The organism is Falsiroseomonas sp. HC035, from assembly GCF_050563525.1.
Taxonomy (GTDB): domain Bacteria; phylum Pseudomonadota; class Alphaproteobacteria; order Acetobacterales; family Acetobacteraceae; genus Falsiroseomonas.
The window spans coordinates 339960-359248 of sequence record NZ_JBNXUN010000003.1 but is presented as its reverse complement, the minus strand read 5'-3'; the positions used below and the strand labels follow the sequence as shown (position 1 = coordinate 359248).

The following is a 19289-nucleotide window of genomic DNA, read 5'->3' as shown; positions in this document are numbered from 1 at the left end:
GGGGTAGTTTTGTTGTGTGAAGATGCTCTTGGCTTGACCTGACGTTTCCATGCAGGCGCGCTCTGCGATAACATGATCCTGAACCGGCGGCCCGCAGCGGGTCGTCGCCAAGGGAGCGATCTGCCCCGCATGCGGCTTTCGACGCGTATCACGTTGCTCTGCGCTGCGGCCGTACTGCCGTCACTCGGTATCCAGGCCTGGCATGAAGTGAGGCTTCGGCAGGCGAAGCTCGAGGATGTCCGGGCCGAAGCCCGGCGCTTCGCGCTGCAATCCGCATCCGAGGTCAACCGGGTGATCGAAGGCGCCCGCAACATGCTGGCAGCGGTGGGGGAGGCGCATCTGCGCGGCGGAACCTTTCCCGGATGCGGGGAGGGCTTGGCGGCCCTGACCGCGCGCATGCCGCGGTACGCCTCCATCGGCGTCAGCAATGCGGAAGGGCAGGTGATCTGCAGTTCTGCCGGCGGCGCCGGGCCGGGCTCGATCAGTGCCAGGCCCTATTTCCAGGCAGCCCGCGCCAGCTTGGCATTCGAGGTCGGCGCGCCGATGGCAATCCCGGCGGCCAACGGCACCGCCGCGCGTCGGATCCTGCCGGTGGCATTGCCGTTTCAGTCCGAAGGCCGCTTCGCCGGCGTCGCCATCACCAGCTTCGATACCGATTGGCTGTCCGCCAACCTGGTCGCCTCCGGTGCGCTGCCGGAGGGTGGATCGGTGACGGTGGCGGACCGGCACGGCACCATCGTCGCCCGCTTTCCCCAGCCGGAAAGCTTTGTCGGTACCCGCATCCCGGAGGCCTATGCCGACCTGATGCGGGCGGGCCCGCCGGGCGTGCTGGACGTGGTCAGCCAGGATGGCACGGCGCGTGTCCTTGGCTACGTCCCCATCGGCGCCGCATCCAGTGGCCTCTACGTCAGTGCCGGCTTTGCGACGGCCCCGGCCCTGGCGGCAGCCGACGAGGCGACGCAACGCGCGGTGCTGCTGGTGCTGGTAGGCCTGCTGTCCGCGCTCGCCGCCGCCTGGCTCTTCGGCCGGCTATCGCTGCGCGATCCGGTGGACCGGCTGCTCGATGTCATGCGCCGCTGGGCGGCCGGGGACCACGGTGCGCGCAGCGACATCACCGATCGCTGGGAGATCGGCCGCCTCGCCGCCGGCTTCAACGCCATGGCCGACGCCGTGGCGATGCGCGAGCAGCACCTGCGCGAGGGCGAGGCGCGGCTGCGGGACGTGCTGGGCCAGATGCCGGTGGCCGTGGTGCTTGCCGAAATCCCCTCCGGCCGCGTCGTGTTCCGCAATGCGCGCGCCGTGGCGCTGCTGCCGGATGGCGAAGCGGGCCGCGATGCGTCGGACCCACTGGCCGAGCCGCTGCGGCGGGCCATCGCCGAAGGCCGGTCGACCGAGGACCTGGAACTGCCGCTGCGCCGCACCGATGGCACCGAGACGATCCTTTCGGTGAGCGCCGCGCCAGTGCGGGCCGCCGGTGGCGAGCGGCTGGCTGTGGCCGCGTTCCTGGATGTCGGCGCGCGGCGCCATGCCGAACGCCAGCGCGAATTGCTGACGGCGGAGCTGCGACACCGGGTCAAGAACGCCCTGGCCGTCGTGCAATCCATGGTGGCGCAGACCCTCGCGCAGAGCACCAGCCTGGACGAATTCCGCCGTAGCTTCACTGCACGCCTCAGCCTGCTGGCCAAGGCGCAGGACGCGCTGTTCGCCTCCGAGGATGGCTGCGTGCAACTGGATGCGCTGGTGGGGATCACCCTCGCGCCGTTCGGTGCGGCGGCGCGCGCGGAGGGCCCGGCAGTGGCGCTGCCGGCAAAGCACACCCTGTCGCTCGCCATGGTGCTGCACGAGATGGCGACCAATGCCGCCAAGCACGGCGCGCTGCGTCCGGCTGCGGGCGGCCACATCGCCGTCACCTGGGCGGTGCGCCAGGACCCGGCTTCAGGCGAGGAGCAGGTGGAACTGGTCTGGGCCGAATGCTCCGGTACCCCGGTGGTTGAGTCCGGGCGGCGCGGCTTCGGCGGCCGGCTGATCGAGCGCTGCGTCCAGCACGACCTGCGTGGCCATGCCGAGTCGCGCTTCGAACCCGCGGGGATAAGCTGGCGCCTGAGCTTCCCGAAGCCGAATCCAGCCCGCACGCAGATGCTGGAATTCGCGCTCCCCGGCTGAGGTGGCACCAGAAGAGTTGCGTCACGCGAGGAACCTTGGGCGGGCATCGTCGTTACGTCGGCGCCTTGGCCGGCATCTTCTGGCCGGCTTTCCTTGTGCTGATCGGGTCCCGCCTTGCAACGCAGAACCGCCCTTGCCGCCTTCGCCGCCCTTTCCGCCAGCGCGACGGGCGTGGGCTTCGCGCAGCAGCGTCCATCTGCGCGGCCCTTCACCGAAGGGACCGTGCGCGACTTGGCACGCGAGCTGGCGAAGTCCCCCTACCGCGCCCCGGAGTCGCGCCTGCCGCGCGGCTTCGCGGATCTCGACTACGACGCCTACCGCACGCTTCGCTTCGATCCGCAACGCGGGCTCTGGCGCGGGGATAATCTTGGCTTCCAGGTGCAGCTGTTCCACCGCGGCTTCCTCTACGCGCCACGGGTCGAACTGTATGAGGTGGTGGATCGCGAGGCGCGGCCGGTGCCCTATGATCCCACTGCCTTCACGCTGGGTGACCGGCCGCCGCCGCCCGCCGATTTCGGCCATGCCGGGTTCCGCATCCATTTTCCGCTGAACACGCAGGGCGTGCTGGACGAGGTGGCAAGCTTCCTCGGCGCCTCCTACTTCCGGGCAGTCGGCAAGGGGCTGAACTACGGCCTGTCCGCGCGCGGCCTCGCCATCAAGACCGCCGATGCGGCGGGGGAGGAGTTTCCCCTGTTCCGCGCCTTCTGGCTGGAACGCCCGCATGCCGGCGCCAATTCGGTCGTCGTGCACGCCTTGCTGGACAGCCCCAGCGCCACGGCGTCCTTCCGCTTCACGATCCGCCCCGGCGAGAACACCATCTTCGACGTGCAGGCCACCGTCTGCCCGCGGGTCGAGGTGACCGCGGCCGGGATCGCGCCGCTGACCAGCATGTACTATTTCGCGCCGAACGACCGCGCCGGCATCGACGACCACCGCGGCGCCGTCCACGATTCGGACGGGCTGATGCTGGCGACTTCCCGCGGCGAACAGATCTGGCGGCCCCTGCACAACCCGCGCGACCTCCAGGTCAGTCAGTTCGCGGAGGTGAACCCGCGCGGCTTCGGCCTGATGCAGCGCCGCCGTGCGCCGGGCGACTACAACGATCTGGAAGCTGCCTATGAGCAACGCCCAAGCCTGTGGGTGGAACCGATCGCGGATTGGGGGCCAGGCACCGTCCAGTTGATCGAGATTCCCACCAACGACGAGATTCACGACAACATCGTGGCCTTCTGGCGCCCGCAGCAGCCCATGCGCCCCGGCGAGGAGTACAACTTCGTCTATCGACTGCACTGGCTGCCGGTGGTGCAAGGCAACCCGGATCTGGCGCAATTCGTCGATACTCGCAGCGGCGCCGCGCCCGGCAATGCGCGCCTGTTCGTCCTGGACGTGGTCGGCGGAAAGACGGAGGTGCCCGAGGGCACGCTGCCGGTGCTCGACCTCTCAGCCCATGCCGGTGAGATCCGTCACCCAGTGGTGCAGCGCAACCCGCAGACCGGTGGCTGGCGCGTCCACTTCCAGCTTGTGCCGGGTTCGGCTCGGCTGGTGGAACTACGCGCGGTCCTGAAGCTCGGCGAGCGGCCGATCAGCGAAACCTGGCTCTACCGATGGACGGCCTGAACAACCAGACTGGCCGCACCGGCTGGCGGGCCCTGCCGGACCCGGCCCCGCTGGACATGCCGGTGCAATCGCTGCGGCAACTGCCGCCGGCGGGCCCGGCCACGCGGCCTTCCTCGCCGCCCGGCATGGCCTGGCGGCGCATCCTGGTGCTCGGCGGCGCGACGCTGCTGACCATCTTCGCCACGCATGAGATGGGCTTGGCGCTGGATATCGCGCGGCCGACCGGCCTGCAGATCATCCTGCTGGTCCTGTTCGTCGCGCTGTTCGCCTGGATCGCGCTGTCCTTCGTCAGCGCACTCTGCGGCTTCGCCAGCCTGTTGGCCGGCGGCGGCAGGCGGCTCGGGATCGATCCCGCGGCGCCGCTGCCGGTGCTGCAAAGCCGTACCGCGCTGCTGATGCCGGTCTACAACGAGCCGCCCGAGCGGGTGATGGCGGGCTTGCAGGCAATCCACGAGAGCCTCGCCGCCACCGGGCAGTCGGCGCATTTCGACATCTTCATCCTCAGCGATACGACCGACCCGGATGCCTGGGTGGCAGAGGAGGCGGCCTTCCTGGCGCTCCGCGAACGCACCGGCGACCACGACCATATCTTCTACCGCCGTCGCCCCAAGAACATCGAGCGCAAGGCCGGCAATATCGCCGAATGGGTGCAGCGCTTCGGCGCTGGCTATCCGCAGATGCTGGTGCTGGACGCCGACAGCGTGATGGAGGGCGATGCGCTGGTGCGCCTGGCCGGGGCGATGGAGGCTCACCCGGACGTCGGCCTGATCCAGACCCTGCCCGTCATCGTCAACGGGAACTCCTTCTTCGCCCGGATGCAGCAGTTCGCCGGCCGCGTGTACGGTCCGATGATCGCCGCCGGCATCGCCTGGTGGCATGGGGCGGAGGGCAACTACTGGGGCCACAACGCGATCATCCGCACCCGCGCCTTCGCCGAGCACGCCGGGCTGCCGACGCTGGGCGGCCCGAAGCCGTTCGGCGGCCATATCCTCAGCCATGATTTTGTCGAGGCTGCACTGTTGCGCCGGGCGGGCTGGGCCATCCACATGGTGCCCGCGCTGCGCGGCAGCTACGAGGAAAGCCCGCCGGCGCTGACGGAACTGGCGATCCGCGACCGTCGCTGGTGCCAAGGCAATCTGCAGCACGCTGCGGTGCTCGGGGCGCGCGGGCTGCACCCGATCAGCCGGCTGCACCTGCTGACAGGTATTGGCTCCTACATCACGGCGCCGCTCTGGCTGCTGTTCCTGGTGGTCGGCATCTTCGGTGCGCTGGAGGTGCGGTTCATCCGGCCGAATTACTTCCCCTCCGGCCCGTCGCTGTTCCCGGACTGGCCGGTGGTGGACCCGGTGCGGGCCATGTGGCTGTTCATCGGCACCATGTCGCTGCTGCTGGTGCCCAAGGTCCTTGCCTGGATCCTGCTGCTCCTGAAGCCGGCGGACCGGCGCGGCATCGGCGGGCCGGTGCGGTCTTTCCTCAGCATGCTGCTCGAAACGGTGGTCGCCGGCCTGCTGGCGCCGGTGACGATGCTGACGCAGAGCGTCGATGTGGTCTCGATCCTGCTCGGCCGCGACTCGGGGTGGCAGCCGCAGCAGCGCGACGATGGGCGGCTGGAATGGCGGGCGGTGGTGCGGCTGTACTGGCGGCATACCGTGGCCGGGCTGCTGTTCGGCGTTGCTTCCTGGCTGGTCTCGCCGAGCTTGGCGCTCTGGATGCTGCCGGTGACCCTGGGCCTTGCGCTCGCGGTGCCACTGGCATCCTGGACCGCAGGCTCCGCAGTCGGACTGCGCCGTATGGGCCTGCTGGCGATCCCGGAGGAAGCCACGCCGCCGCCGGTTCTGGCCCGCGCCAATGCCCTGCGCGCGACGTTGCGCCCTGTGGAGCAGGAGGCGGTGGCGCGGCTTGCCGCAGAACCGACGCTGCTGGAGGCTCACACCAGCATGCTGCCGGCGCCACGCCGGCCGAGGCTGGACCCGGTCGATGTGCCACTGGCGGTCGGGATGGTGAAGGTGAACGAGTCGCGCGACTTGGGAGAGGCCCTGTCCGGGCTGGCGCGGGCCGAAAAGGCGGCCCTGCTGGCGGATCCGGCTGGTCTGGCGAGGCTTATGGAACTGGCGAGACCGGTGCCAGCACGGGTCTCAGAACCTGTCGCGTGATTGCCGTTCAGGCGGAGGCTGGCGCTCTCGGAGCCATTTTGTGGCTCCTGGGCCCGGTCAGCCGAACAGGCTCTGTGCCACGAGCCCGAGGCCGACCCACAGGAGGATGCTGGCGCCTACGATGACGAGGAGCGCGGTGCGGACGCTGAGGCGTTCCGGCATGGCGGCAACCTTGGCAATCGTCGCCGTGTTCGAAGCGGTGGTCGGGGCGGTTGTCGTGGACATTCTGGGTCCTGCCGTATTGCTCGCATCAATGTGATGCAGATTGACCGGTCAAACAACTGTCAAGAATGAGACGCGAAATCCCGATTATTGCGTTTGATGCAAACCATCCGCCGCAACGTTCCTCATGGCCGATGATTTACCCGATATTCGTACCGAAAGCTACATGAAGTGTGAGCTTGATTGACTCAGAGGTGCAAAATCGCGCTTCAGCGCAATCCGGCGAAGCGCCATCACGCCGGGTGCAAACTGCCAGGATGCTGAAGGGGGCGGAAATGCCGGGTGAGGGGATCGAACCCCCGACCTTCGGTTTACAAAACCGCTGCACTACCGCTGTGCTAACCCGGCGCGCCAGGATCGGGCGGACCCGGATGCTTTAGCCTGCCGCGATACGCCGCTCAAGCATGGCCGACCTGCCCGAAGGCGTCGTCATTGGTCGCGCGCACCACCGCGGCGAATAGCCGCAGGGCATCAGGCCCACCGCGGTCGGAGAGCGTGCCACCCTCCATCTCCTCGGCCAGCAGCTCCGCGTGCTCGGCAAGCGTCTCGGCGGCGCGGCGCAGCGCCTCCCGCGACAGGACCAGCTGCAGATCCTCAGGGAGGGTATTCCAGTCGGCTATTCGCATGGCGGTCCCAGGGCAGGGCGCCATCCTGGCGAAAGGCCGCGCGACAGGCTGCGGCAAGGTCATCCTGTCACGCCCGCATTGCCGAAGCGTGAACGGCAGGCCGTTGTTCAAACGAAGTGCAGCGAGACGCGGCCCAGCGTGTCGAACTCCACCTCCACCTCGGTCGGCCCCGCGATCCAGATCGGCGGCGTGACGGAACCCAGGAACACCACCTGCCCGGCGCGCAGCCCGCCGAAGACGGCGGCGGCCGGGGACGCCGCAAGCCAGGCCAGCGCCGCGAAGGGGTGCCCGAGCAGATCGGCGCCGACACCTTCGCCGCGCAATGCGCCACCCACGTGCATCCGCCCGCGCGTCGCCCCGAGGTCCAGGTCACGCCAGTTCACCGCCGGCACGCCGAGCACGCCGGCGGCGTGGAACACCTGGTCCGCGATCAGGGTCGGGGTGCCAAGCGCCGCCAGGTCGTCGTAGCGCTTCTCCACGATCTCAATGGCCGCGAAAACCTCCGCCACCGCATCGCGCGCCTGGTCCTGCGTGCAGGGGCCGGGCGGCAGGTCGGCGCCGAGCCGCAGCCCGACCTCGCATTCGACGCCGGGCGCCACGAAATCCGCGAACCGCACCTGCGCCGGGGTCGTGTGCAGACCGGAGGCGGGGACGAAGCCGGCCGCCGGCCCCGCAAGCCCGAGATAGGCCTGCATCTGCTTCGTCGTGGCGCCGATCTTGAAGCCGGCGGGCGGAATGGCGCCCATGGCCTGCGCCACCTCCCGCTGCACGGCGTAGCCGCCGGCCGCGTCATGCGGGGCATGGGTACCAAGCGGAGCCAGGTTCAACCGGGCCCGGCGGGCGGCGAGGATGGCGGTGGCGGCGGGGCTGGTCATGCCTGTTCGTCCTCCTCCAGCGTATCGTCCTGGTCTTCCGGGTCCTGCGGATCATCCAGCTCGTCCGCATCCTGCGGATCGGGCGCCTCGTCATCCGGCATCCTGCCGTCGCGGGCGATCTCGTAGAGCCCGACGGCGGCGGCGGCGGCGACGTTCAGGCTTTCCACCTCCGGCACCATCGGCAGCCGCACCAGCTCGTCGCAGGTCTCGCGTTGCAGGCGCCGCAGCCCGGCATCCTCGGCACCCAGCACCAGCACGCTCCGCCGGTCCCGCGGCACCGCCTCGCCCAGGGTCCGCTTGCCTTCGCCGGCCAGGCCCAGCACCCAGAAGCCGGCGCGCTGCAGCGCGACGATGGCGCGGGACAGGTTCACCTCCCGCGAGATCGGCACCAGCTCCAGCGCGCCGGAGGCCGCGCGGGCCAGGGCGCCGGTTTCCGGCGGCGCGTGGCGGTCCTGCATCACCACGCAGGCGGCGCCGAAGGCGGCGGCGGAGCGCAGGATGGCGCCGACATTGCGCGGGTCCGTCACCCGGTCCAGCACCAGCACCGGGCCGGGCCGCTGGGCGATGGCGACATCGAGCGGGATGGGCTGCAGCGGCTCGGCCAGCAGCGCGGCGCCCTGGTGGATGGAATCTTCAAGCAGGAAGGTCTGGAAGCGGTTGCGTTCGACGCGTTCCGCCGGCACCCGCCAGGGGCGCGGCAGCGCCTCGGCCAGCGCGGCTTCCGCATCCACCGTCAGCAGCAGGCGCTTCAGGCGGCGGCGTGGATTGGCGAGCGCGGCGGCCACGGCGTGGATGCCATACAGCCACAGCGTGCCGCCCGGCGCCGCATCCCGCGCGATGGCGGCCTGGGAGGGGCGCGGTTCCCGCACCGGGGCGGCGGCGGGCTGCACACGCGGTAGCCGCGTCTCGCCGCTGCCGCGCCGGTCGCGGCCGCGAACCGGCGCCTCGGGCTCCGGCGCGTTGGGTGCGGGCGCGAAGGGCGTGCGGCCGGGCGCGGTCTCACGCGGCGCCAAGGGGCGGGGCGCGCGGTCCGTCGGGTTGCGGGTGAAGCCACCCGGCTTTCCGTTCGGCTTGCGCCCCGGCTTGCCGCTGGGAGCCCCTCTGGGCTTCTGGAAGCTGCGCTGGCCTGCGGTACCGCGCGCGGCCGCACCGCCGACGCTGCGCGGCGGACGTTCGCCAAGCGGGCGGAACGGCCGGTCCTCCGTGTCGCGGGTGGGCCGCTCGGCGGCGGGGCGGCCGGGCCGCTCAGGCGGCGCGCCGGGTGGGCGGCTGCCGGCTGGCTTCGGGCCTGCCGTGGCGCCGCCGCGCGACGGCTTGCCGGCGGGACCACGGCTGGGCGGGCCCCCTGCGGGGCCACGACTGGGCGGGCCCCCTGCGGGGCCGCGGCCGGGCGGGCGCCCGGCGGGGCCGCCGGAGGCGGAGGAGGGGCGACGAGGCGGGGGCTTGGACATGGTGCCATTCTGCGCCGCCGCGCGCGCCCTGTCCAAGCGCGCGCTGCCCGTGCCAGCCCGCTGCCCGGAAGCCGTTGACAGCGGCCGCGCAAAGGGGCAAGTCCCGGCCCGCTCCGGGTGATGAGCCTGGAGCGCGGCAGGCCTGTCGAAGGCTGCGGAGGGGTGCCCGAGTGGCTAAAGGGGGCGGACTGTAAATCCGCTGGCTCAGCCTACGTTGGTTCGAATCCAACCCCCTCCATACCTTCCCCGGTTGTTTCCTACGGGTCGTCAGGCCTCCCGCTCCGGTCCCGCGTCGCGGGTGTAGCTCAATGGTAGAGCTCCAGCCTTCCAAGCTGGCTATGCGGGTTCGATTCCCGTCACCCGCTCCACGCGCGCGCGGGCCGGCGGCACAGTGGCGCGCGGCAGACATGGTCTGGATAGCGGGAACAGGCAGATGGCCAAGGCGAAATTCGAGCGGAACAAGCCGCACTGCAACATCGGCACGATCGGGCACGTGGACCACGGCAAGACGTCGTTGACGGCGGCGATCACGAAGATCCTGGCGAAGACGGGCGGTGCGACGTTCACGGCGTACGACCAGATTGACAAGGCGCCGGAGGAGCGTGCGCGCGGGATCACGATCTCGACGGCGCATGTGGAGTACGAGACGGCGAACCGGCACTACGCGCATGTGGATTGCCCGGGCCACGCCGACTACGTGAAGAACATGATCACCGGCGCGGCGCAGATGGACGGCGCCATTCTGGTCGTCTCGGCGGCGGATGGTCCGATGCCGCAGACCCGCGAGCACATCCTGCTGGCGCGCCAGGTCGGCGTTCCGGCGCTGGTGGTGTTCCTGAACAAGGTGGACATGGCGGACCCGGATCTTCTCGAACTGGTCGAGATGGAAGTTCGGGAATTGCTGTCGTCCTACCAGTTCCCGGGCGACGACATTCCGATCATCCACGGCTCGGCGCTGATGGCGCTGGAGGACAAGCAGCCGGAGATCGGCGAGCAGGCGGTGCTGAGGCTGATGGAGGCGGTGGACGCCTACATTCCGCAGCCGGCGCGTGCGCTGGACCGGCCGTTCCTGATGCCGGTGGAGGACGTGTTCAGCATTTCCGGCCGCGGCACGGTGGTGACCGGGCGGGTCGAGCGCGGCATTGTCAAGGTGGGCGAGGAGATCGAGATCGTCGGTCTGAAGAACACGGTGAAGTCGGTGGTGACCGGCGTCGAGATGTTCCGCAAGCTGCTGGACAGCGGGCAGGCGGGCGACAACATCGGCGCGCTGCTGCGCGGCATCAAGCGCGAGGATGTGGAGCGCGGGCAGGTGCTGGCGGCGCCGGGCTCGATCACGCCGCACACCGGCTTTTCGGCCGAGGCGTACATCCTGACGAAGGAGGAAGGCGGGCGTCACACGCCGTTCTTCACGAACTACCGGCCGCAGTTCTACTTCCGGACCACGGACGTGACCGGGATCGTGAAGCTGCCGGAAGGCGTCGAGATGGTGATGCCGGGCGACAACGTGACGATGGACGTGGAGCTGATCGCGCCGATCGCGATGGATGAGGGCCTGCGCTTCGCCATCCGCGAAGGCGGCCGCACCGTCGGCGCCGGCGTCGTCGCCAAGATCGTCAAGTAGGGCGGCCCCGGATCGGGGCAGGGGCGGGGCGGGTCGTGCGAGCGACCCGCCCCGTTTCACTTGAGGGAGGCGGAGCGGGGCATGTCGGCACACGGGATGGAACTGGCAGGCTTCGGCCCCCGCCTCGGCGCGCAGTTGATCGACCTCCTGTGGCTGCTGCCGCTGTCGCTGGTGCTCGGCACCCTCGGTGCGCTGGCCAATGGCGGCGAGATGTCCGGCGCCGGGGAGGCGATGGCCAATATCATCGGCGCGCTGGTGGTGCTGACCTTCTGGGCGGATCGAGGCGCGACGCCCGGAAAGCTGGCGCTTGGCCTGCGGATCGTCGATGCCGAGACCGGCGGGCAGCCGCCCTTCCGCCGCCTGGTATTGCGCTACCTCGGCTACCTGCTGTCCGCCATCCCGCTTTGCCTGGGCTATTTCTGGATGCTGTGGGACCCGCGCCGGCAGACCTGGCACGACAAGCTGGGCCGGACCCTCGTCGTGACGGTCGCGCGCCCCTCGACAGGCTCCGCGCGCTGATATAGAGGACCGCCCTCGCGCGGACCCTTAGGGGCGTAGCTCAATTGGCTAGAGCGCCGGTCTCCAAAACCGGAGGTTGGGGGTTCGAGACCCTCCGCCCCTGCCAAGCGGCCGCGCGGGCAACGTGGCCGAAGGCGTCCCCGGAACGGGACGCCACCGGCCGCGCAGGCCACGAAATGCTATCGTTTTCGGTGTCTCGTCCGTGAAAGGGGCCGTCTTGGCCAAGCTCGATCCCGCGCAGTATGTCCGCGAGGTGCGCCAGGAAGTGGCGCGCGTCACCTGGCCGTCGCGCAAGGAGACGCTGATCACGACCGGCCTGGTGCTGGCGCTCTCGGCGTTGGCCGCGGTGTTCTTCCTGGTTGTGGACCAGATCATCGCCTACGCGATGCGGATGCTCTTCGGGGTGGGTGGGTGATGGCGGACAAGAAGTGGTACGTGGTCCACGTCTATTCGGGCTTCGAGAAGAAGATCAGCCAGCAGCTGCGTGAGCAGGCGGCCCAGAAGGGCTTGGCCGATGCCTTCGAGGAAATCCTGGTCCCTGCCGAGGAGGTGGTGGAAGTCCGCCGCGGCCAGAAGACCAACCAGGAGCGGAAGTTCTTCCCCGGCTATGTGCTGGTGAAGATGGAAATGACCGATGACGCTTGGCACCTCGTCAAGAACACGCCGAAGGTCACCGGCTTCCTGGGCGAGAAAAACCGCCCCACGCCGATCCGCGAATCCGAAGCGCAGCGGATGCTGAAGCAGGTGCAGGACGGGGCCGACAAGCCGAAGCGCCCCTCCATCATCTTCGAGGTCGGCGAGCAGGTGCGCGTGGCCGATGGCCCCTTCACCAGCTTCAACGGCACGGTCGAGGAAGTGGATGAGGAACGCGGCCGCGTGAAGGTTTCCGTCTCCATCTTCGGCCGCTCCACGCCGGTCGAGCTGGAATACGGGCAGGTCGAGAAGGTCTGAGAGCGGCCCCGGAAGGGGCTGGACTCGCCATCCGCGCAGGGCTATACGCCCGCCTCCGCTGACCGGCCCGGGCGTTTTCCGGGCCTTTCGGCTGTCTGGAACGCGGGAGACGCCCCGGTGGGCGTCGCAGGGACCGCGGTCCTCCAATAGAGGATACCGCTCACAGTGGCGAAGAAGATCGTAGGCTACATCAAGCTGCAGGTGCCGGCGGGCAAGGCGAATCCGTCCCCGCCGATCGGCCCGGCGCTGGGTCAGCGCGGCCTGAACATCATGCAGTTCGTGAAGGAATTCAACGCGGCGACGCAGCAGCTGGAGCCGGGCACGCCCACTCCGGTCGTGATCACCGCGTTCTCCGACCGCACCTTCTCCTTCATCATGAAGACGCCGCCGAACACCTACTTCCTGATGAAGGCGGCCAAGATCGAGAAGGGCAGCCTGACGCCGGGCAAGGGCGCCACCGTGGGCCGGGTCACCAAGACCCAGCTGCGCGAGATCGCCGCGGTGAAGATGAAGGACATGAACTGCACCGACGTCGAGAGCGCCGTGCGCATGCTGGCAGGTTCCGCCCGTTCCATGGGCATGACCGTGGTGGAGGGCTGAGCCATGGCAAAGCAGGGCAAGCGCCTCAAGGCGATCGTCTCCAACCTCGACCAGAACAAGAACTACGCGCTGGATGAGGCCATCAAGCTGGCCAAGTCGAACGCCAAGGCGAAGTTCGACGAGACTATCGAGATCTCGATGAACCTCGGCATCGATCCTCGCCATGCGGACCAGATGGTGCGCGGCGTGGTCGGCCTGCCGAACGGCACCGGCAAGACCGTGCGTGTCGGCGTCTTCGCCCGCGGCGCCAAGGCCGAGGAGGCGCTGGCCGCCGGTGCCGACGTGGTCGGCGCGGACGACCTGGCCGCCGCCGTGCAGGAAGGCAAGATCGACTTCGACCGCTGCATCGCGACGCCGGACATGATGGCCCTGGTGGGTCGCCTGGGTAAGGTGCTCGGCCCGCGTGGCCTGATGCCGAACCCGCGCCTCGGCACCGTGACCATGGACGTCAAGGGCGCCGTGCAGGCCGCCAAGGCCGGCCAGGTGGAGTTCCGCGCCGAGAAGGCCGGTATCGTGCATGCCGGCATTGGCAAGGCGAGCTTCGAGGCCGACAGCCTGCTGGCCAATGCACGCGCCTTCATCGACGCGATCCAGAAGGCCCGCCCGACCGGCGCCAAGGGCACCTACGTCAAGAAGGTGTCGCTCAGCTCCTCGATGGGCCCGGGCCTCAAGGTCGACATCGCCACCCTGACCGGGGGCTGAGTTTTCTCGCGGCGCACATTGCGCCGCGACGCCATTCGGCATCCCTCGGGATGCCGGGCAGGGCAGGGGCCATGGTCCCTGTCCGAACCTGTCGGAGACCTCCTGTGGCGCGACCCGGCCCCGGCCGGTCCGCCTTGAAGCGGCGCCAGCCGCGCAGGTGAGAGATGGGGTGCCGAGAAGTTCCGCCGGACCGGGTGCCCATGGCACCCCGCACGGCTTGGCTTGGTAGGTCCCGTTCCAGCAGGCCTTTCGGGGTGGTTCCCACCCCGCGCTTGAACCGGCCGTAGCCCTTCCAAAAGGCGCGGCCAAATTCGGAGACGGACGTGGACCGTACGGAAAAGCAGGCCTTCGTGCAGGGCCTGCAAACGGTGTTCGCGGAGACGTCCTTCGTCCTCGTCAGCCAGAACAAGGGCCTGACGGTGGCGGATGCGACGACGCTGCGGCGGCGGATGCGGGAAGCCGGGGCAACCTACAAGGTTGCGAAGAACCGGCTGGCCGCGCTCGCCCTCGATGGCACCAGCTTCCAGGGCATCTCGCCGCTGCTGAAGGGCCCGACCGCGCTTGCGTGGTCGCGGGACCCGGTGGCCGTGGCGAAGACCGCCGTGGACTTCGCCAAGGTGAACGACAAGTTCGTTATCCTTGGCGGGGCGCTCGGGACCCAGACGCTGGACGCCGAGGGCGTCAAGGCGCTGGCAGCCCTGCCGTCGCTCGAGACCCTGCGCGCGCAGCTTCTGGGCCTGATCCAGACGCCGGCGACGCGGATCGCGGGCATTCTGCAGGCTCCTGGCTCGCAGCTCGCGCGGGTATTCGCCGCGTATGCCAAGAAGGACGAGGCGGAGGCGGAGGCGGCGTAAGCCCCTTCCCACCCTCATGATCGGACCAGGCGGGAAGGGTTCCCGCTTCGGTCTTGCAAATACCAAGCCAAGCTATTAGATCGAAGGACATTGACATGGCCGAACTCGCAAAGCTCGTCGAAGAGCTCTCCAGCCTGACCGTTCTGGAAGCTGCTGAGCTCTCCAAGATGCTGGAAGAGAAGTGGGGCGTTTCCGCCGCGGCTCCGGCCGCAGCGGCAGCGGCACCCGCGGCTGCAGCCGCGGCCGCCCCGGTCGAGGAGAAGACGGAATTCACCGTTACCCTGAAGGCCGCCGGCGACAAGAAGATCAACGTGATCAAGGAAATCCGTACCATCACGGGTCTGGGGCTGAAGGAAGCCAAGGATCTGGTCGAGGGTGCGCCGAAGGTCGTGAAGGACTCGGTGAACAAGGACGAAGCGGCCAAGATCAAGAAGGTGCTGGAAGAGAACGGCGCCGTGGTCGAGATCAGCTGAGGCCGCTGCGCATCCAACCTCACCCCTCTGGGCGGGGGCGGGTGCGCGAAATCCGGTCGGCGGGCCTTTGGCTTGCCGCCGGGCGACATATCTGCGGGAACGGGCGGGACTCCCAATCGGGAATCCCGCCCGCGACCGCGTTTGACGATGGCGCTCCGCCGCTCCAGGCGAGGCGAATTGGCAGGAATCCTCCGGGCGCGGTGCGTCTCCGGCAGGTACGGGAAGCGGGACAGGCATGAACGCTATCGCGAAGACGTTCACCGCGCAGAAGCGCATCCGGCGGTCTTTCGGGCGCCTGCCCGAAGTCGCCCCGATGCCCAACCTCATCGACGTGCAGCGCGCCTCCTACGAGGCCTTCCTGCAGATGGGCGTTGACCCGGATGTGCGCCTGCACGCCGGGCTGCAGGAAGTCTTCAAGTCGGTCTTTCCGATCGACGATTTCGGTGGCCGGGGCCGGCTGGAATTCGTCCAGTACGAGCTCGAGGAGCCGAAATACGACGTCGAGGAATGCATCCAGCGCGGCCTGACCTTCGCCGCCCCGCTCAAGGTGCGCCTGCGCCTGATCGTCTGGGACGTGGACGAGGATACGGGCTCTCGTTCCGTGCGCGACATCAAGGAGCAGGATGTCTACATGGGCGACATGCCGCTCATGACGGATAACGGCACCTTCATCGTCAACGGCACCGAGCGCGTCATCGTCTCGCAGATGCACCGTTCGCCGGGCGTGTTCTTCGACCACGACAAGGGCAAGACGCACAGCAGCGGCAAGTACCTGTTTGCCGCGCGCGTCATCCCCTATCGCGGCAGCTGGCTCGATTTCGAGTTTGACGCCAAGGACATCTGCTACGTCCGCATCGACCGCAAGCGCAAGCTGCCGGCAACGACGCTGCTGTATGCGCTGGACAGCGCCTGGACCCAGCAGCAGCGCGCCGAACGCGCCGCCGCCGGCCTGCCGCCGCTCGAGATCAACGAGATCCGCGGCATGGATGCCGAGGAAATCCTGAACGTCTTCTACGGCCAGGTGGTCTTCGCGCGCGGCCCGAAGGGCTGGTCGCGCCCGTTCGATCCGGACGCCTTCCGCGGCATCAAGCTGCAGGAGCCGCTGATCGACGCGCGCACCGGCGAGGTCGTGGCCGACAAGGACGTCAAGATGACGCCCCGCGCCGCCCGCAAGATCGCCGAGGGTGGCACGACCGAGGTGCTGGTCGGCCGGGCCGACCTGCTCGGCCGGTTCGTCGCCGAGGACATGGTCAACATGGAGACGGGCGAGATCTGGGCCGAGGCCGGCGAGGAGCTGACTGAGCCGAAGCTCGCCGCCATTGAGGAAGCCGGGCTGGACCGTCTTGCGACGCTGGCCATCGACCAGTCCGCCGGCCCCTGGATGCGCAACACGCTGGCCGTCGACAAGAACGGCAACCGCGAAGAAGCGCTGATGGACATCTACCGGGTGATGCGCCCGGGCGAGCCGCCGACGGCGGACACCGCGGAGACGCTGTTCCGCGGCCTGTTCTTCGACAGCGAGCGCTACGACCTGTCGGCCGTCGGCCGGGTGAAGATGAATATGCGCCTCGGCTTCTCCGCCGAGGAGGTGCCGGACACCCAGCGCACGCTCCGCAAGGAAGACATCGTCGCCACGATGCGCGTCCTGCTGCAGCTGAAGGACGGCAACGGCTCCATCGACGACATCGACAACCTCGGCAACCGCAGGGTGCGTTCGGTCGGCGAGCTGATGGAGAACCAGTACCGCGTCGGCCTGCTGCGCATGGAGCGTGCGATCAAGGAGCGCATGGGGTCCGTCGATATCGACACCGTCATGCCGCACGATCTGATCAACGCGAAGCCGGCCGCGGCCGCGGTGCGCGAGTTCTTCGGCAGCAGCCAGCTGTCGCAGTTCATGGACCAGACCAACCCGCTGTCCGAGGTGACGCACAAGCGCCGCCTCTCGGCGCTTGGCCCGGGAGGCCTGACCCGCGAGCGCGCCGGCTTCGAGGTGCGCGACGTGCACCCGACGCATTACGGCCGCATCTGCCCAATCGAGACGCCGGAAGGCCCGAATATCGGCCTGATCAACAGCCTGGCCACCTTCGCCAAGGTGAACAAGTACGGCTTCATCGAGACACCGTACCGCCTGGTGAAGAATGGCCAGGTGGTCGGCGCGCCGCGCTACCTCTCCGCCATGGAGGAGGAGCGCCTCGTCGTGGCGCAGGCCGATGCCGGGCTGGACGGCGATGACAAGCTGACCGGCGAGCTGGTCAGCGTGCGCGATGGCGGCGACTTCCGGCTGGTGAAGCCGGAGGAAGTGACGGCGATCGACGTCTCGCCGAAGCAGCTGGTTTCCGTTGCTGCGGCGCTGATCCCGTTCCTGGAGAACGACGACGCCAACCGCGCGCTGATGGGCTCCAACATGATGCGTCAGGCGGTGCCGCTGATCCAGGCGGACGCCCCGCTGGTCGGCACCGGCATGGAAGCGGCGGTGGCACGCGACAGCGGCGCCACCATCGTGGCGAAGCGCGACGGCGTGGTGGACAGCATCGACGGTGCGCGCATCGTGGTGCGGGCGACGGGCGACGACGGCACCACGCGCGGCGTCGACATCTACCGCTTGCGCAAGTTCATGCGCTCCAACCAGTCCACCTGCATCAACCAGCGCCCGCTGGTGAAGGTAGGCGACCGGGTGGCGGCCGGCGGCATCATCGCCGACGGTCCGTCCACCGAGTTCGGCGAGCTGGCGCTCGGGCGCAACGCGCTCTGCGCCTTCATGCCGTGGAACGGCTACAACTTCGAGGACAGCATCCTCATCAGCGAGCGGATCGCGCGCGACGACGTCTTCACCTCGATTCACATCGACGAGTTCGAGGTGAACGCCCGCGATACCAAGCTGGGCCAGGAGGAAATCACCCGCGACATTCCGAACGTGGGTGAGGAAGCGCTGCGCAACCTCGACGAGGCCGGCATCGTCTATATCGGTGCGGAAGTGCAGCCGGGCGATATCCTGGTGGGCAAGGTGACGCCGAAGGGCGAGAGCCCGATGACGCCGGAAGAAAAGCTCCTCCGCGCCATCTTCGGCGAGAAGGCCTCCGACGTGCGCGACACCTCCCTGCGGCTGCCGCCGGGCGTGGCGGGCACCATCGTCGATGTGCGCGTGTTCAGCCGCCGCGGCGTCGACAAGGACGAGCGCGCCATGGCGATCGAGCGCGCGGAGATCGAGCGTCTGGCCAAGGATCGCGACGACGAGAAGGCGATCCAGGAGCGTTCGTTCCACTCGCGCCTGCGCGAGCGCCTGCTGAACCGCAAGGCCAGCGGTGGCTTCCGTGGCGTGAAGGCCGGCACCGAGATCAATGACGAGGTGCTGGACCAGTTCGCCAAGCAGACCTGGCGCCAGATCGGCGTGCAGGACGATGCGGCGATGGCCGAGATCGAGTCGCTGAAGCGGGAGTTCGACGCCGCCGTCGAGCGTCTGCAGAAGCGCTTCGAGAGCAAGGTCGAGAAGCTGCAGCGTGGCGACGAGCTGCCGCCCGGCGTGATGAAGATGGTCAAGGTCTTCGTCGCGGTGAAGCGCAAGCTGCAGCCGGGCGACAAGATGGCCGGCCGCCACGGCAACAAGGGCGTCGTCTCCCGCGTGGTTCCGATCGAGGACATGCCGTTCCTTGAGGACGGCAAGCCGGTGGATCTGGTGCTGAACCCGCTCGGCGTGCCGTCGCGCATGAATGTCGGGCAGATCCTGGAGACGCACCTGGGCTGGGCCTGCGCCAACATGGGCCGGCAGATCGGCGAGATGGTCGAGGAGTATCGCCGTGGCGGTGCCATGCGCGAGGAGCTCATGGCCAAGCTGCGCGAGGCCTATGACGAGGAGACCGTGGTTCGCGAGATCGAGCCCATGGACGACGACCAGCTGATCGAGCTGTGCGAGAACCTGAAGAAGGGCGTGGCCATCGCGACGCCAGTCTTCGACGGCGCCCGCATGGCGGATATCGAGGGCATGCTGACCAAGGCCGGCCTCGACAAGTCCGGCCAGGTCTGGCTGCACGATGGCCGCTCGGGCGAGAAGTTCGAGCGCAAGGTCACGGTCGGCTACATCTACATGCTGAAGCTGCACCACCTGGTGGACGACAAGATCCACGCGCGGTCCATCGGGCCGTACAGCCTGGTGACCCAGCAGCCGCTGGGCGGAAAGGCGCAGTTTGGCGGACAGCGCTTCGGCGAGATGGAGGTCTGGGCGCTGGAAGCCTACGGCGCCGCCTACACCTTGCAGGAAATGCTGACGGTGAAGTCGGACGACGTGTCCGGCCGCACCAAGGTGTACGAGGCCATCGTCCGCGACCAGGACAACTTCGAGGCCGGCGTGCCGGAATCCTTCAACGTGCTGGTGAAGGAACTGAAGTCGCTGGGCCTGAACGTCGACCTGGAAAACCGCCCGACCTGATCGGGCGGCGTGCTTCCCCGCGCTGCCGGAAGGTGGCGC

15 protein-coding genes, 4 tRNA genes and 1 pseudogene are annotated in these 19289 nt (G+C 68.9%); 15 read left to right on the top strand and 5 right to left on the bottom strand.

Annotation, left to right across the window (positions count from 1 at the left end):
• The first annotated feature begins 207 nt into the window (after nucleotides 1-207).
• From ACLF3G_RS09510 to mdoH, 3 genes are all read left to right on the top strand, one after another.
• Nucleotides 208-2163: a sensor histidine kinase gene (locus ACLF3G_RS09510; protein ID WP_430669113.1), complete on the top strand. Its 1956-nt coding sequence runs from the start codon at nucleotides 208-210 to the stop codon at nucleotides 2161-2163.
• A gap of 114 nt (nucleotides 2164-2277) precedes the next feature.
• The gene (locus tag ACLF3G_RS09505; protein ID WP_430669112.1) at nucleotides 2278-3780 is read left to right on the top strand and encodes a glucan biosynthesis protein; all 1503 of its coding nucleotides are present in this window, start codon (nucleotides 2278-2280) and stop codon (nucleotides 3778-3780) included.
• Nucleotides 3768-5933: a glucans biosynthesis glucosyltransferase MdoH gene (mdoH, locus tag ACLF3G_RS09500; protein ID WP_430669111.1), complete on the top strand. Its 2166-nt coding sequence runs from the start codon at nucleotides 3768-3770 to the stop codon at nucleotides 5931-5933. Before ACLF3G_RS09505 ends, mdoH begins: the two co-directional genes overlap by 13 nt.
• Before the next feature lie 57 nt (nucleotides 5934-5990).
• Here the strand turns inward: mdoH and ACLF3G_RS09495 are convergent, their stop codons facing one another.
• The 5 genes and pseudogenes from ACLF3G_RS09495 to rlmB all read right to left on the bottom strand — a co-directional run.
• Nucleotides 5991-6158, bottom strand: coding sequence for a hypothetical protein (locus ACLF3G_RS09495; RefSeq protein WP_430669110.1), 168 nt, complete (start codon nucleotides 6156-6158; stop codon nucleotides 5991-5993).
• Between the two features lie 273 nt (nucleotides 6159-6431).
• A tRNA-Thr gene (locus ACLF3G_RS09490) sits at nucleotides 6432-6503 on the bottom strand.
• A 50-nt stretch (nucleotides 6504-6553) separates the two neighbouring features.
• Nucleotides 6554-6781, bottom strand: coding sequence for a hypothetical protein (locus tag ACLF3G_RS09485; protein ID WP_430669109.1), 228 nt, complete (start codon nucleotides 6779-6781; stop codon nucleotides 6554-6556).
• A 107-nt stretch (nucleotides 6782-6888) separates the two neighbouring features.
• A complete protein-coding gene (locus tag ACLF3G_RS09480) occupies nucleotides 6889-7656 on the bottom strand; it encodes a 2-keto-4-pentenoate hydratase (RefSeq protein WP_430669108.1) in 768 nt (255 codons plus the stop codon).
• Nucleotides 7657-7760: 104 nt separating this feature from the next.
• Nucleotides 7761-8546, bottom strand: a pseudogene (rlmB, locus tag ACLF3G_RS09475) (23S rRNA (guanosine(2251)-2'-O)-methyltransferase RlmB); the annotation flags it as partial.
• Between the two features lie 717 nt (nucleotides 8547-9263).
• Between rlmB and ACLF3G_RS09470 the strand changes: the two are divergent.
• The 12 genes from ACLF3G_RS09470 (at nucleotide 9264) to rpoB (ending at nucleotide 19250) form a co-directional block, all read left to right on the top strand.
• Nucleotides 9264-9345, top strand: a tRNA-Tyr gene (locus tag ACLF3G_RS09470).
• A 56-nt stretch (nucleotides 9346-9401) separates the two neighbouring features.
• Nucleotides 9402-9475: transfer RNA gene (locus ACLF3G_RS09465), tRNA-Gly, on the top strand.
• Nucleotides 9476-9540: 65 nt separating this feature from the next.
• On the top strand, nucleotides 9541-10728 hold the full coding sequence (tuf, locus tag ACLF3G_RS09460) for an elongation factor Tu (RefSeq protein ID WP_430669107.1): 1188 nt from the start codon (nucleotides 9541-9543) through the stop codon (nucleotides 10726-10728).
• 81 nt (nucleotides 10729-10809) lie between these two features.
• A complete protein-coding gene (locus ACLF3G_RS09455) occupies nucleotides 10810-11247 on the top strand; it encodes an RDD family protein (protein WP_430669106.1) in 438 nt (145 codons plus the stop codon).
• 29 nt (nucleotides 11248-11276) lie between these two features.
• A tRNA-Trp gene (locus ACLF3G_RS09450) sits at nucleotides 11277-11353 on the top strand.
• Nucleotides 11354-11464: 111 nt separating this feature from the next.
• Complete coding sequence (gene secE, locus ACLF3G_RS09445) at nucleotides 11465-11662, top strand: preprotein translocase subunit SecE (RefSeq protein ID WP_430669105.1); 198 nt, start codon at nucleotides 11465-11467, stop codon at nucleotides 11660-11662.
• The gene (gene nusG / locus ACLF3G_RS09440) at nucleotides 11662-12198 is read left to right on the top strand and encodes a transcription termination/antitermination protein NusG (protein WP_430669104.1); all 537 of its coding nucleotides are present in this window, start codon (nucleotides 11662-11664) and stop codon (nucleotides 12196-12198) included. The genes secE and nusG overlap by 1 nt, the downstream gene beginning before the upstream one ends.
• Nucleotides 12199-12363: 165 nt before the next feature.
• Nucleotides 12364-12798 carry a 50S ribosomal protein L11 gene (gene rplK / locus ACLF3G_RS09435; RefSeq protein WP_430669103.1) on the top strand — a complete coding sequence of 145 codons (435 nt, stop codon included), beginning with the start codon at nucleotides 12364-12366 and terminating at the stop codon, nucleotides 12796-12798.
• 3 nt (nucleotides 12799-12801) lie between these two features.
• Nucleotides 12802-13500 carry a 50S ribosomal protein L1 gene (gene rplA / locus ACLF3G_RS09430; RefSeq protein ID WP_430669102.1) on the top strand — a complete coding sequence of 233 codons (699 nt, stop codon included), beginning with the start codon at nucleotides 12802-12804 and terminating at the stop codon, nucleotides 13498-13500.
• 323 nt (nucleotides 13501-13823) lie between these two features.
• Nucleotides 13824-14354, top strand: coding sequence for a 50S ribosomal protein L10 (rplJ, locus tag ACLF3G_RS09425; protein ID WP_430669101.1), 531 nt, complete (start codon nucleotides 13824-13826; stop codon nucleotides 14352-14354).
• Between the two features lie 95 nt (nucleotides 14355-14449).
• Nucleotides 14450-14827 (top strand): 50S ribosomal protein L7/L12, encoded by a 378-nt coding sequence (rplL, locus tag ACLF3G_RS09420; RefSeq protein ID WP_430669100.1) that lies wholly within the window; start codon nucleotides 14450-14452, stop codon nucleotides 14825-14827.
• 235 nt (nucleotides 14828-15062) lie between these two features.
• A complete protein-coding gene (gene rpoB / locus ACLF3G_RS09415) occupies nucleotides 15063-19250 on the top strand; it encodes a DNA-directed RNA polymerase subunit beta (RefSeq protein ID WP_430669099.1) in 4188 nt (1395 codons plus the stop codon).
• The last annotated feature ends 39 nt before the right edge of the window (nucleotides 19251-19289 follow it).